Consider the following 13539-nt stretch of genomic DNA (forward strand, 5'->3'; position numbering starts at 1 on the left):
GCTACTGCAAGGCGGAAGTAAGGCGCAGGGCGTTGTCCAGCCACCGGCGCGGGAAACTCCTCTGAGACCATTCTGATTGCGTGAGCCGCCGGGACGCGGAGAGGTACTGGCCGGTGAGCTGGTATAGCTCGCGCGATAGCTTGCCCACTCCCATGAGGGAGACCTCGTAGTTCAGGCCAAATGAGCGCATGTCCATGTTGGATGAACCAAACACAAATACGTTGGTGCGAGACGTATCTGCGGGGTCAAAATCAGGTTCGTCTTCCACCGGATCCACCAGCACAAACTTGGTGTGGAGGACGTACGGCATGGGGTAGAGGTAAATCTCTACACCCGCATCCAGCAGGTTTTGGTAGTACGAGCACTGCGCGTGGTGAACCATGAACTGGTCCGCTTTTTCATTGACAAGAAGCTGCACCTTCACGCCCCTATAGGCGGCCGAGGTGATGGCATCAAGAAGCGAGGAATCGGGGATAAAATACGGGGAACACAGCACCGCGCGCTTCCTCGCGTTGTGGATGACCTCGTTAAATAACCGCAGGTTGGGGTCCGCCGTGTAGCCCGGGCCCGAGGGCACCAGCTGCATGACATCCTCGCCGGCGGGCTCCGAGTGCTCGGTGTAGCGCACGATCTCGTCGGCCTCGGAGTACCAATCGGCGGCAAAGATCATCGTCATTGTGGAGACGATTGGCCCCTTGAGTTTCACCATCGCATCCACCCAGGCGCGATCCGAGTGCCTCTGGAGGGCGGTGCGGTAGCTCCTCTCAATCATGTTTTGTGACCCCATGAATGCCACCCGGTTATCCACCACAACGAGCTTGCGGTGATTGCGGAGGTCAGGTCTCCTAAACCGCCACTTAAAGGGCTGCAGAGGCAGCATCGGGCGCCATTCCACGCCGATGGCTGAAAGCCGCCTGCCCAACCGCAGGTACTTGGGGTACTTGAAGGTGCCGATGTGATCAAAAAGGAGCTTGACCGTCACCCCGCGTGAGGTGGCTCTGGCCAGGGCCTGAAAAAACGGATTGGTGGTGTCATCCCAGGCTACGGTGTAAATTTCCACGTACACGTATTCCTTGGCTGCATCCACCGCAGCGACCATCGCCGCGATAGATTCCGCATACTCGTGGTAGAAGCCCACCACCGAGGACCGCAGCGCCGGGATATGTGTCAACGTTCGGTTTTGTCGCATCACGGAATCCAGCTCCGGATTGACCTGAGGGTTATGCCACCCTCTAAACACCTCGTTGATGGCCTCGTTGGCGCGCTTTTGCATCCTGTGGCGGCGGCGATCCACATAATTACTGCCCATGAGCAGGTAGAGGGGGAGCCCCACCGCCGGCAGGAACAAAATGAGAAGCAGCCACGCGTTAGCAGAACCCGGCTTCCGGCCATCTGGGACGAGTCCCACCGCAAGCACCTTGATCGCGTACTCGAGCACAAGGACGCCAATTTCCCAGTTGGACACAGTAGAAAATTCCTCCTTGAGGTGCGGTCATGCGATGAAAATGAGAAGTTACGGGATGTTTACCTGCTTGTTTTGGTTCCTATTCGTACTCGCAGATAACGGGCGCGTGATCGGAACTCTTTGCTGCCCGCTCGGCGCGGTCCACAAAACCGCTGGTGGCAGGGGTGGTGGAAAGATGAAAATCAATCCGCATACCCTGGTCACGGTCAAAACGCCTAGCTTGGTAATCCCAGTAGGTATACCCCGTGGGCGAAACCACGGGAAGAACATCGGTGAGGTACTCGAAGGCGGCGCGCTCAGGTTCGGTGACGTGGGTTTCAAACGGGGATTCATCGTAGACATCCTCGGCTCCGGGGATGACGTTGAAATCACCCATCGCCAGATCCGCGCCGGGCGCCGCGTAGCGGGCGAAGTTATACAAAAACCGCAGCTTGTAATCATAGTGCGGGTGATCGACGGCACGCCCGTTGGGAACGTAGAGGTTCCAGATGCGTTTCCCGCCGCACACTGCGGAAATAGCGCGCCCCTCCTTCTTGCCTTCGTAATCGGGCTGACCGGTGAAGGAAGTCTGGACATCCTTGAGCCCTACACGGGAGAGGATTGCAACACCGTTCCACTGGTTGTACCCCACGTGTGCCACCTCGTAGCCTTTCACCGGCGGAAACTCTTTTATCTTGGTTTCCTGGAGGGCGAGAACATCAATATCGTGGCGCGCGAGCAGCTCGGTGATGCGGCCGAAGCGCGCCCGCGCCGAGTTCACATTCCACGTGGCTATCCTCATGGTGACCAGCCTAGCGTTTACTCGTCCTCGCTGCCCGGCTCGGGCATCCACGTCTGCCCCGGGATCTTCCAGCCGTTGTCTCGGATCGCTCTTTTGGCTTCTCGACGATACCGTCCAATCGTGACGTCGGTGTACACCTGCCCCTTGAGGTGTCCACACTCGTGTTGGAAGCAGCGGGCGAGGAAGTCTTCGCCCTCGAACTCCACGGGGTTGCCGTTTTCATCCGTGCCCGTGACCTTCGCCCACGAGGCGCGGCCGGTGGGGAAGAATTCGCCGGGGAGGCTGAGGCAGCCCTCCAGGTCCTCCTCCTCATCGGGCATGGTCTCGGGGACCTCGCTCGTCTCCAGGACGGGGTTGACCACGACACCCTTGACACCTTCGCAGTCGAAGACGAAGAAGGACTGGCTCAGCCCCACCTGGTTGGCGGCCAGGCCGACACCGTTGGCGGCGTACATGGTCTCAAACATGTCGTCGATAAGCTTGGGGGAGAGGGGAGTTTCCACTGGCTGCGTGGGCGTGTGGAGAACCGGATCCCCACAGATAACAATAGGCATAATCACAGTACGATTACGTTACCAGGGATGAAGGAAGGAAGACACGATGGACGACGAAGCCCTTCTCGCGTTTGAGAAGGAACATCCCACGCCAAGCGGGAAAAAGAACGACCTCATCCGCGACCACGGCATCACCCCGATCGCCTATTATCAACGCCTCAACAAGCTCATCGATACCGCCTGGGCGAGAGAAAAATATCCCGTCATGCTTGCCCAGCTAGAACGGTTGCGTAAAATCTAACCCATGGAGCAATACGACGATGAAACCCAGGTGTACGACGATCGCCCATCTCGCGGCGTGCACGCGGCCGACAGTTCGCGCACGGCAGCCGCAGCGACGGGCGTTCCCCTCCGCGGTATCGGGATGATCGCCATCGCCGTAGCCATCCTCATCCTCCTCTGGGCCATCTTCTTCCTCGGCGGCGATAAGGAAGACACGGCAGCCACCGGAACGCAGACAACCACGGCCCAGGCCGCGCCGGGAAAGACCGCCACAGAGGGGTCTCCTGCTGGCGAAACAACAGCAGCGACGGTGACAACCGCAACCCACGAACCATCGACGCTCACCGAGCCGTCCGATGGCAATCGTCCCTCGTCCGAAGCTCCCAAGGATGAACACGAGGCACGCCCAGCGGAATCGCAGCAACCGGAACCGGCTCCCGGAGCTCCCGCCCCTGCCCCGCAGGCTGACCGGCCTGCCGATGCACCGGACACCCACCCCCTGGTCAACGTCCTCAACAACTCCACAGTTCAAGGGCTCGCCGCCGATGTGGCAAACCGGCTCACCTCTACCGGTAATCCCACAGGCACAGTAGGAAACCTGCCGGATGTGGAGACCCCACAGTCCATGGTGTACTACAGCCCCGGTGAAGAAGCGGCCGCCAAGCGCGTGGCCAACCAACTAGGCATTAACTACGGCCCCAAGATCCCCGCAGTGGAGCACTACCCCGGGCTGGTCGTCGTGGTGACGCAAGATCTCCAGTAAGAGGCTCATGGAAGAATTTAACCGCTCCCCCCATCACACCCTCGGCGTGGAATGGGAGGTAGCTTGTGTCGACCCCGAAAGCGGCGATCTCGTCCGCTCCCCGGAGGAATGCTTCGGCATTGACGGGGTCGTCCCCGAACTGCTCACCAACACGCTGGAACTCGTCACCGGTGTCCACACGAGTTCCCCCGACGCGGTGCGTGACCTTCAAGAAAAGCTTGAGCACGTGCGACCGATCGTCGAAAAGCATGGCAAGAAACTGTGGGCCTCCGGAACCCACCCCACCGCCCACTGGCAGGACCAGGAACTGTCCCACAAATCCCACTATTCGGAGATCATTGAGCGCACCCAATTCTGGGGCATGCAAATGCTCATCTGGGGCCTCCACGTGCACGTGGGCATCCGGCACGAGGACCGCGTGTGGCCGATCATCAACGCTCTCATGGCGCACTACCCGCAGCTACTCACGCTTGCCTGCTCCTCTCCCGGGTGGGACGGGATGGATACCGGCTACGCCTCCACGCGCACCATGCTGTACCAGCAGCTGCCCACCGCCGGCATGCCCTACCAGTTCCAAAGCTGGGAGGAGTGGTCGAATTTCCAGATCGACCAGCAGCGCTCCGGTGTCGTCAGCCACATTGGCTACATGCACTTCGACATCCGTCCCTCCGGCAAGTGGGGCACCATCGAGGTGCGCATCGCCGATTCGCCCACCAATTTCACAGAGCTCCGCGCCATCGTCGCCTTCACGCATATGATGGTCGTCTACTTCGACCGGATGCTTGACGACGGCCCCCTGCCCATCCTCCAGCCCTGGCACGTCTCCGAGAACAAGTGGCGCGCCGCCCGCTACGGCCTCGACGCCGAGATCATCATCGACCGGGACACCAACGAGGCGTGGGTTCGCGACGAGCTCGCCTTGTGGGTGGAGCGCCTCACGCCGCTGGCCCGCGAGTTCGGCTGCGAGGGGGATCTCCGCCAGGTTCTTACCGTCATTGAGCAGGGCGCCTATGAGCGACAGCGGGCTTTGTACAAGGCCGGCGGCTGGATGGATGCGATCCGGGACTCGTACCTGTAGGTTGTGTGCCCGTCCTTAGCGTGGTGCCAAAAATTTAGGTAGCTCTAATGCGTACATGTGTGTATCGGCCCTGGTCGATTTTTCCTGAGAGCGTTAGAGCTACCTAAAAATTTGGTACCTGCTTTTCAAGTGGCACGTGGTGCTGCGCTGTGTCAGAATTCAAACATGAATATCGGGGAAGGTCTCATTTTCACTCGGGGACTCAGTAACTCACAACGCCAAAAACTATCGGCACGTAATCGCCGGGGGGAATTGATAAAGCTGTCCAGCGGGGTGTACTACCCAAAGAAGCAGTTCTATGGTTTGAAGCCTGGTGAGAAATCCTTTGTTGCGTCTGTCGCAATCGGCGCCGGGCGCCATACTCTGGTGGGAAAATCTGCTGCCGCTGTATTGCTGTTTCCGTATTTAGATCAATGGATAAAATTCGTTCCAGAGGCGCACGGGAGATCGAATCGTTCTCATTCATCCCTCCGGTTCCGGAGTGTTCCCGATGTCGACGTGCATACTGTTGAAATTTACGGCCACCTCATCAAAGTGTCATCAGCTGCGGAAACCGTTGTCGATATCTCCCGCTGGTACGACGTGCCCTCAGCTGTGGCTTTGGGGGACAAGTTGGTGCGGGATTTCAAACTTGATCCTGGAGATTTACAGAAGGCAATCCAGAACCGCAGGTACTGTGACAACGTGGAGTCGGCCGAGGTTGCAGCGCAACTCATCGATGGGCGGTCCGAGAGTGTGCGAGAAGCTGAAGTGAAAGTCGGGCTTCATACGGCGGGGATTACGGGGTTTATCCAGCAGGTTGACGTGTTCAGTGCTGCGGGGGAGTGGATCGGCCGTGCAGATTTCCTTGATCCGGAATCGTCAGTAGCTTTGGAGTATGACGGACGGGGGAAGTTGGAAGGTCAATTCGGGGTAGAGCCAGCAAAAGCAGCTGTAGACGAGCGGAAGCGGGAAAGGAAATTCACGACGGAGGCAGTTCGCGTTGTGCGGATCGACTCGAAATCGTTCACTTCAGGGGATTGGTTGCTCTCGGTTGAGCGTGCGTTGGAAGAAAACCGTGGGCGGGTGCTGCCAAAAGACCAGTGGAAACCGCACAAATTTTAAAGAAACAAAAATGTTGCGAAATTGGGTCACATCGTCATGCTTAGTACTGCAAAAGGTAGTAACAATTTGGGTTGCAAAACAAATAATGCTACCCAGAAAGGGGATATCTTGTCTGGTCTTGAAGAGTTCGGGATTGAAAACCACCGCGTAGGAAATACGGGCGTGGTGGCTATCATCAAAAACGGTGGCCATGTGCGGCGACATTGACGCGCTGCCCGTGCCGGAGCATTCCGGCAAGGAGTACGCCTCGAAGGGTAAGCCACGCGTGTGGACACGATTTCCACATCATGAGCGTGCTCACTGCGCTGAAGCTGTTCAATGACCACAAGGACAAGTGGAGTGGCACCTACGTGGGCGTGTTCCAACCCGCAGAGGAGACTGCGCAGGGTGCCCGCGACATGGTGGACAACAATGTTGCTGATGTCCTTCCGCCCCTGGATGTCTACCTTGGTCAGCACGTTTTGGCCTCCATCCCGGGTGGCACGGTCGGCTCAAAGCCGGGTTCCATCTTCACGGCTGCGGCTTCCATCCGCGTGAAGGTGTTTGGCAAGGGTTCCCATGGTTCCATGCCGCAGCTGGGCATTGACCCAGTGGTTCTCGCCTCGTATATCTTCATGCGCTTGCAGACGATCGTCGCCCGCGAGATCGCCCCGAGCGACACGGCCGTCGTCACCGTCGGCTCCATCCAGGCCGGTGCCAAATCGAACATCATCCCCGATGACGCCACGCTGCCCATCAACCCGGTGTTCACCGGCGCGACGGTATCTAACCTGCTCATCAACGCCACCGCCGGACTCATCCCGGTGTCGCTGTGGGTGCTCCAGGCGCGCGCTGCCACCTTGGAAGAACAGATCGCAGAGACGAAGCAGAGGCTCAAAGAAGCGCAAGAAGAATACGCCTAAGAGCAGCAAAGTCCCCCAGCAAACCTGCTGGGGGATTTTTTCTAAGAGTCTTCGGAGACGATGTCGGCTTCGCCCTTCTCGTTGTGGCGGAGTTGAATCTCCTTGTGGGCCTCCTCGGCGGCGGCGCGGCGCTGCCGTTTCTGCTCCGCCTCGCGCGCCTTCTTCCGCTCCCCAAGTTTGGCGGGATCGTCCTTGGACGGGTCCTTCTTCTTGGGGTTCTTTTGTTTCAGGTCGTTGCGGGAGAGGTGCTCCGGGTCGTAGAGCTTTTCGCGGCGGGTGATGCGCCCCTGTCGCTGCCCCACGGCGGGTGCGGTGAGCAGGGTGAACATAATGATCAGGGCGCAGATGCCGAGGTCACCGCGCTCCGCGGGGCCGAAGTTGGGGCTGGCGGTCACGCGCAGCGCTACACCAAGGAGCGTAAACACGATGCCCAGGGACTGGGGTTTCGTGATCGCGTGGAGCCTGGCCATGGTGTCGTGGAAGCGCACGAGGCCGAGGGAGGCGGAGAGGCAAAGGAACGCCCCGATGAGGATGAAAGCGATCGACAGGGCGTCTAAAAGCCCCCGCCAGGGGAGTGCATTGAGAACATCCATTACTCATCCCTCTTCCTAAATCGGGTGACGGCGACGGAGCTTATGAAGCCCAGCAGCGCGAGGACGACCATGGCATTGACCACGGTGGTGTCGAGCGACCAACAGATGTAGGCGCCGAGCGCGCACTGCAGGATGGCGACGGTGGTGTCGAGCGCCTGCATGCGGTCCATGGAGTTGGGGCCCACGAGCATGCGGTAGCCAACAAGGAGGAAAGCGACGGCGAACATCATGGCCGCGATGAGGAGCAAAATGTGGTACATCATGCGAGTCCTTTCACCGCCTTGGTTGATCCGTCGGCAGCAGTACTGTCGGCGATGGCACCACCCTCAAACGCGGCGAGGAGGCGGCGCTCAAGGTCGGCGATATCGGCGAAGCCCTGCTCGATCTTCTCCGGCGTGGAGGCGTCGAGCAGGTGGACGGTCCACTCGTGGCGGGCGAGGTCGATATCGAGGACGGTGCCGCCGGGCTGCAGGTTGTACAGCGATACGCCGGTGACCATGGCGAAGTCCGTGTTCACGCGCATGGGGGCGGTGAGGATAGCGGACTTCGGTGGTTCCTGCGGGCGGATCGCCAGCCACGAGACGCTGACCGCGCCGGAGATGAGGCCGGTGACGAACATCCACATAAGGCCGACGAGTGCGCCGAGATCGACGTGGACGGACTGCATCGGCAGCGCCGGTAGCGGGAAGACAAGCTGGATGACGATGCCGATGCCGAGGCCCGCCAGCACGTTGCCGAGGGTTACCTCTCCGTAGAGGAGGCACCACATGGCGGCGAGCCAGATGAGGCTGAAGGGCCGGATGCGGCGAATGAATGCGGTCATTTGTGAGCCCCCTCCAATGGTTCGAGGACGGAGTTTTCGTCCGGCTGGTTCGGATCCGAGTGCTGCATCTCCACGGTGCGGCCGGGCTTGACGGCGGCGGAGTTCTCCGCGGACTGGTCGCCAAGGACGGCGGTGCGGTAGCGGGAAATGTCCTGCGTGGCCTCCGCCGAGCGCGTGGTGATCGTGGAAATCGGACCGGCGAGCACAGTCACGGCGAGCGACGCGGCGACGAGCAGCGCGGTGGGGGCGACCATGCCGAAGGGCATGCGTCCCACGTCGGTGCGCTCCTTCAGGTCCACGTGGACGGTGACTTCTGTCAGCGGCGTCGGACGGATCTCCACCTTGGAGCCCTCGGGGGCGTCCTTGCGGTCGCGCCAGAACGCCTTGGACCACACGTTCATCATCGTGTACAGCGTGAGCAGCGACGTGATCACCGCACCGCCGACGAGCAGCCAGTCCAGGCCCGTGCCGGAGTCGGCGGCGGCCTCGATGAGGATGATCTTGCCCAGGAACCCGGAAAACGGCGGGATGCCGCCGAGGTTCAGGGCGGGCACGATGTACAGCGCGGCGAGCAGCGTGGAGCCGCTTGCCAGCGAGCCGAGTGAGCGCAGCGAGGTGGAGCCCGCCTGGCGCTCAATGAGGCCGACGACGAGGAACAATGCCGTCTGCACGAGGATGTGGTGGACGACGTAGAAGATCGCGCCCGATAGCCCCTGTGGCGTGCCGATAGCGATGCCCATGATCATGTAGCCGATGTGGCTGACAAGGGTGAACGACAGCAATCGTTTGATGTCGTTTTGCGCCATGGCGCCGAGGATGCCGACGAGCATGGTGAATAGCGCCGCCCACATGAGCATGGTGTCGAGCGATCCGTCGGTGAACATGACGGTGCGGGCGCGGATGATCGAGTACACACCAACCTTGGTCAAAAGCCCGGCGAACACCGCCGTAATCAAAGCCGCAGCCGTGGGGTAGGAGTCCGGCAGCCAGGAGTACAGCGGGAACACCGCCGCCTTGATGCCGAAGGCGATGAGGAGCACGGCGAACATGGCGGCGCGGGTGCCGCTGGGGACCTGCTCCATCCGCTCGCCGATCTGCGCCATGTTGACGGTGCCGACGGAGGCGTAGATCATGCCGAGGGCAAACAGGAACACCATGGAGCTGACCATGGAAATCATGACGTAGGAGATGCCGGCGGAAACGCGCTTGGCGCTCGCGCCGAGGGTGAGCAGCACGTAGCTGGCCACGAGGAACACCTCGAACCCGACGTACAGGTTGAATAGGTCGCCGGCGAGGAACGCGATGTTCACGCCCATGGATAGCAGCAGGTATGCCGGTAGGAAGATCGCTACTGGTTCTTCCTCGGTGCCGTCGCGCTGCGCCTGGCCCATGGCGAACCACATGACGGAGAACAGCACGAGCGCGCTGACGGACAGCATGAGGGTGGACAGGCGATCGGCAACAAGTGTGATGCCGATGGGGGCGTCCCAACCACCGACCTGCACGGTTTGGATGCCGTACTGGTCAACGAGGTAGAGCAGCGTGAAGCACAAGATGATGAGCAGCACGTAGGAGAGCATCGTCAGGCCGCGCTGCACGCGCTTGAAGCGGGTGAAAAACAGCACGAGCGCCGCGGTGATCGCCGGTAGCAGAATCGGCATCGGCACGAGGTAGGGAAGGAGATGGAAGAGGAACATCTCAACATCGTGAAGTGTCATTTATCCTCCTCCTTCTTTTTCTTGCTTGTCGACGCTTCGTCGTCTGCTTCCCCCTCAGCTACATCGTCCTCGTTGGTTACGGGGGCCTCGAAGGATTGCGGCCCGAAGGCGTCGCCCTCGCTCGTCGCCCGCCCGGTCTCCGGGTCATCGGAGGCATCGTGGTCGGGGGCGGCTGCGGCTGTCGGCGGCCGCATGGCGATGGCTGCATCCTCGGCGTCGTTCTCAATGTAATCGGCGCTGCGGTAGCGGTACTGGCGGAACGCGAGCGCAAGGATGAAGGCGGTCATCGCCATGGAGATGACGATGGCGGTCAGAATCATGCCTTGGGCCAGCGGGTCGGCGACCTTCTCGGTGAGCTCGCTGTCCCGGCCGTCGATAGGCGGCTGGCCGGAGCGACCGCCGGAGAGCAGCAGCAGGAGATTCGCGCCGTTACCCATGAGCATGATGCCCATGAGCATCTTGGTCATGGCGCGCTCCAGGAGGAGGTACGCGCCGGCGGAGATGAGCACACCCGCGGTGATGAGCAGGAATAAGTTCGATGCCATTTAGTTCTCCTCCTCTCCTGGTACGTGGTACTTGGCGTGCTGCGCGGCGGCGTGCTGCTTGGCGCGCAGCTTCGCCTTCCGGCGTTCCATCCGCCGGCGCCTGTCGCGGGCACGCTGTTTACGCATGTCCTCGTCGCGGTCGAGCTGCGAGCCGAGCGACTCGATGATGTGCAATACGAGGCCGATGACGATTAGGAACACGCCGGCATCGAAGGCGAGCGCGCTGACGACGGTGACATCCCCGATCCACGGGAGGGGAATCTCCCAGTAGTGGGAGCTCAGCGGCGTGCGGCCGAAGAACATGGGGAGCAGCGCGGTTCCGGCGGACAGGAGCAAGCCCGTGCCCAGGACGCGGTTGGCATCGATGGGGAAGGCGAGCTCGAACTCCTCGCGGCCACCGGCGAGGTAGCGCAGCGCGATCGCGAGCGCGGCGACGAGGCCACCGGCGAAGCCGCCACCGGGGGCGTTGTGCCCGGCGAAGAAGAAGTACGCGGCGAGCACCATCATCGAGGGGAACAGCAGGCGTGTGGTCACGTCGATCATGATGGAGCGGCTGCGCTGCACATCCGTGTGTGGCAGCGAAGATAGCCACTGCGAGCCGTTATCCATGAGCACCGGGCGGGCGCTGGTGCGGGTGAAGTCGCGGTTGCGGAACACGATGCTGGCCACGCCCGTAGCCACGATGACGAGGACGGAAATCTCGCCGAGCGTATCCCAGCCACGCAGGTCCACGAGGAGCACGTTGACGGCGTTCGCGCCGTGGCCGATCTCCTTGGCCAGCTCCGGAATGTACACGCTGATCGGTGTTGCCGAGCGCGCGTTGGAGGCGAAGGTGGACAGCACCACGATGACCACGCCGAGAGCCACGGACAGCCACGCCCTAGGGCGGATAAGCTTCTTGTCCGGTGGAACGACGGTGGTCACCGGCAGCTTCCGCAGCACGAGCATGAAGATAACCATCGAGATGGTCTCCACGAGCACCTGCGTGAGTGCCAGATCCGGGGCGCCGTACAGCGCGAAGATCATGGACAGGCCGTAGCCCGTCATGCCCACCATGATGAGGGCGGACAGGCGGTTATCCAGGCGCGTCGCGGCGATGGCGGCGATGATCATGATGAGCGCGATGATCCCTTGCAGCGGCGTGTCCCACAGCACCATGCGCACGTCGGTGCGCTCACCGGCAAGCAGCGCGACGAGTGGCACCAGCATCAAGGTGAGGAAGATAATCGACTGGTTGAGGGGCAGGGAGCCGCGCTGCGTGGATGCCGTCGTCTTCAGCGACAGCCTGCGCAGGCCGTCGAGGACGGCATCGTAGGCGTAGTCGGCGCTGCCGAGGGCTGGCTGCTCGAACTGCAGCTGGGCGACAACGCCCCGCTGCCAGTGCATGATCGCGCCGGCGAGGATGATAAACGCGCTGAGCGCGAGGGCGGGGGTGAGGCCGTGCCACAGCCCCAGGTGCGGCGCGTCCTCCGCCAGCCCCCACATTTGCTCCATGTCCGCCTGGATGGGGACGTCGAGAAGCCCGGGGAACAAACCGAACACAATCGTGGTGAGCGTCAGCACTGTCGGCGAGATGATGAGCTGCGGAACCATCCGATCCATCGTGAGGATCGGCTCCGACGTGCCACCACCCGAGGGGTGGCTGGCGGGCTTGGTGGCGAACGCGCCGTACAGGAAGCGCAGCGAGTACGCCATCGTCAGCACGGAACCCGCGACGAGCCCGACGAGCATGATCTTGCCCGGCATACCCGTGAGCAGCTCCTCGTTCATCACCGCGGTCAGGGCGGCCTCCTTGGCCACGAACCCGAACAGCGGCGGAATCCCCGCCATCGACGCGGCGACAATCGTCGCCAACACCGCCAGGTACGGGTGCTTCTTGCCCAGTCCACTGATCTTGCGCACATCGCGCGTGCCACTGGTGTGGTCAATCGCGCCGACGATCATAAACAGCGTCGCCTTAAACATCGAGTGCGCAAACGTCAGCGCCAACCCGGCCATGAGCGCCTCCCGCGAGCCGATCGCCACCACGGAAATGATGAAGCCGAGCTGGCTCACCGTGCCGTAGGCGAGGATCAACTTCAAATCCACCTGGCGCAGCGCCATCCACCCGCCCATCAGCATGGTGAACACGCCGAGGGTGATGGTGACGAGGTGCCAGCTGCCGATCTCGTGGAACGTCGGCGACAGGCGGGCAACAAGGTAGATGCCGGCCTTCACCATCGCCGCGGAATGCAGGTAGGCGGACACTGGGGTGGGTGCGGCCATCGCGCCGGGCAGCCAGAAGTGGGTGGGGGCGATCGCAGACTTACTCAGCGCACCGGCCAAAACAAGGACCACGGCGGCGCGGCCGGCCGGGGAATCGAACAATACGCCGGAGCCGGTGAGCTCCGAGAGCGTCCACATGCCCGTGTCGAAGCCCAAGAGCACGATGCCCACGAGCATCGCCAGGCCACCCAGAGTGGTCACCATCAACGCCTGGCCCGCCGCGCGCCGTGACGACGCGCGCTCGCGGTAGTAGCCCACGAGCATAAACGACAGCACCGAGGTGATCTCCCAGAACACGTACATCTGGAGCAGGTTGTCCGAAATCACAAGCCCATACATCGCCAGCGAGAAGCACGTCATCTCACCGGCGAATTCCCGCAGGCGCTTCGGCGCCGAATCGAAATACCCCCAGCAATACAGAAGCACCAGCGCGCCGATGCCCAAGATAATGAGGGCGAAGATGGCAGCCAGCGCATCCATCCGGAACTCCAGGTTGAGGTGCGCTGCGGGCATCCACTCGATGGTGGCGGTGAGCCCAGGCTTGTCCCAACCAAACGTCCCGTTGACAAACAGGGACACGACCCAGGCGAAGCCTGCAGCCGGAACAAGAGCAAGAATGCCAAACGCGGCCCGACCCACAACCTTGACCAGTACCGGCGCGAGCGCGGTAGCAATCAGAAGTGTGAGAAAAGTTATTAACACGTGGGCTCAATCATTTGTCGTTTG

At 61.6% G+C, this 13539-nt stretch carries 14 protein-coding genes; 5 read left to right on the plus strand and 9 right to left on the minus strand.

The window, feature by feature from the left end; genetic code table 11:
* Position 1: 1 nt before the first annotated feature.
* The 3 genes from HMPREF3044_RS10590 to HMPREF3044_RS10600 form a co-directional block, all read right to left on the minus strand.
* Positions 2–1465: a phospholipase D-like domain-containing protein gene (locus tag HMPREF3044_RS10590; protein WP_070741507.1), complete on the minus strand. Its 1464-nt coding sequence runs from the start codon at positions 1463–1465 to the stop codon at positions 2–4.
* A gap of 79 nt (positions 1466–1544) precedes the next feature.
* A complete protein-coding gene (locus HMPREF3044_RS10595) occupies positions 1545–2246 on the minus strand; it encodes an exodeoxyribonuclease III (protein WP_070741510.1) in 702 nt (233 codons plus the stop codon).
* Between the two features lie 17 nt (positions 2247–2263).
* Positions 2264–2800: a peptide deformylase gene (locus tag HMPREF3044_RS10600; RefSeq protein WP_034988756.1), complete on the minus strand. Its 537-nt coding sequence runs from the start codon at positions 2798–2800 to the stop codon at positions 2264–2266.
* Between the two features lie 46 nt (positions 2801–2846).
* Between HMPREF3044_RS10600 and HMPREF3044_RS10605 the strand changes: the two genes are divergently transcribed.
* From HMPREF3044_RS10605 to HMPREF3044_RS10625, 5 genes are all read left to right on the plus strand, one after another.
* Entirely contained in the window at positions 2847–3041 is a 195-nt protein-coding gene (locus tag HMPREF3044_RS10605; RefSeq protein WP_005388585.1) for a DUF3263 domain-containing protein, read from the plus strand.
* Positions 3042–3044: 3 nt separating this feature from the next.
* Positions 3045–3785: a LytR C-terminal domain-containing protein gene (locus tag HMPREF3044_RS10610; protein WP_070741513.1), complete on the plus strand. Its 741-nt coding sequence runs from the start codon at positions 3045–3047 to the stop codon at positions 3783–3785.
* A gap of 7 nt (positions 3786–3792) precedes the next feature.
* Positions 3793–4863, plus strand: a complete 1071-nt coding sequence (locus tag HMPREF3044_RS10615) for a glutamate--cysteine ligase (RefSeq protein WP_070741516.1) — start codon at positions 3793–3795, stop codon at positions 4861–4863.
* Between the two features lie 165 nt (positions 4864–5028).
* Positions 5029–5967, plus strand: a complete 939-nt coding sequence (locus tag HMPREF3044_RS10620; RefSeq protein WP_070741520.1) for a hypothetical protein — start codon at positions 5029–5031, stop codon at positions 5965–5967.
* A gap of 287 nt (positions 5968–6254) precedes the next feature.
* Positions 6255–6869, plus strand: coding sequence for a M20/M25/M40 family metallo-hydrolase (locus tag HMPREF3044_RS10625; protein WP_070741523.1), 615 nt, complete (start codon positions 6255–6257; stop codon positions 6867–6869).
* Positions 6870–6910: 41 nt separating this feature from the next.
* On the opposite strand, the gene HMPREF3044_RS10630 is transcribed toward HMPREF3044_RS10625, so the two are convergent.
* Genes HMPREF3044_RS10630 through HMPREF3044_RS10655 form a run of 6 tightly spaced genes read right to left on the minus strand, consistent with a single transcriptional unit; the run spans position 6911 to position 13515 of the window.
* Complete coding sequence (locus tag HMPREF3044_RS10630) at positions 6911–7462, minus strand: monovalent cation/H(+) antiporter subunit G (protein ID WP_070741526.1); 552 nt, start codon at positions 7460–7462, stop codon at positions 6911–6913.
* Entirely contained in the window at positions 7462–7725 is a 264-nt protein-coding gene (locus tag HMPREF3044_RS10635; protein ID WP_070741529.1) for a monovalent cation/H+ antiporter complex subunit F, read from the minus strand. Before HMPREF3044_RS10635 ends, HMPREF3044_RS10630 begins: the two co-directional genes overlap by 1 nt.
* Positions 7722–8285, minus strand: a complete 564-nt coding sequence (locus tag HMPREF3044_RS10640) for a Na+/H+ antiporter subunit E (protein ID WP_070741532.1) — start codon at positions 8283–8285, stop codon at positions 7722–7724. Before HMPREF3044_RS10640 ends, HMPREF3044_RS10635 begins: the two co-directional genes overlap by 4 nt.
* Positions 8282–10003 (minus strand): Na+/H+ antiporter subunit D, encoded by a 1722-nt coding sequence (locus HMPREF3044_RS10645; protein ID WP_005388598.1) that lies wholly within the window; start codon positions 10001–10003, stop codon positions 8282–8284. Before HMPREF3044_RS10645 ends, HMPREF3044_RS10640 begins: the two co-directional genes overlap by 4 nt.
* Positions 10000–10548, minus strand: a complete 549-nt coding sequence (locus HMPREF3044_RS10650; protein WP_005388600.1) for a Na(+)/H(+) antiporter subunit C — start codon at positions 10546–10548, stop codon at positions 10000–10002. The genes HMPREF3044_RS10645 and HMPREF3044_RS10650 overlap by 4 nt, the downstream gene beginning before the upstream one ends.
* A complete protein-coding gene (locus HMPREF3044_RS10655) occupies positions 10549–13515 on the minus strand; it encodes a Na+/H+ antiporter subunit A (RefSeq protein ID WP_070741536.1) in 2967 nt (988 codons plus the stop codon).
* Positions 13516–13539 lie beyond the last annotated feature (24 nt).

It is taken from the genome of Corynebacterium sp. HMSC073D01, assembly GCF_001815555.1.
Lineage (GTDB): Bacteria > Actinomycetota > Actinomycetes > Mycobacteriales > Mycobacteriaceae > Corynebacterium > Corynebacterium glucuronolyticum.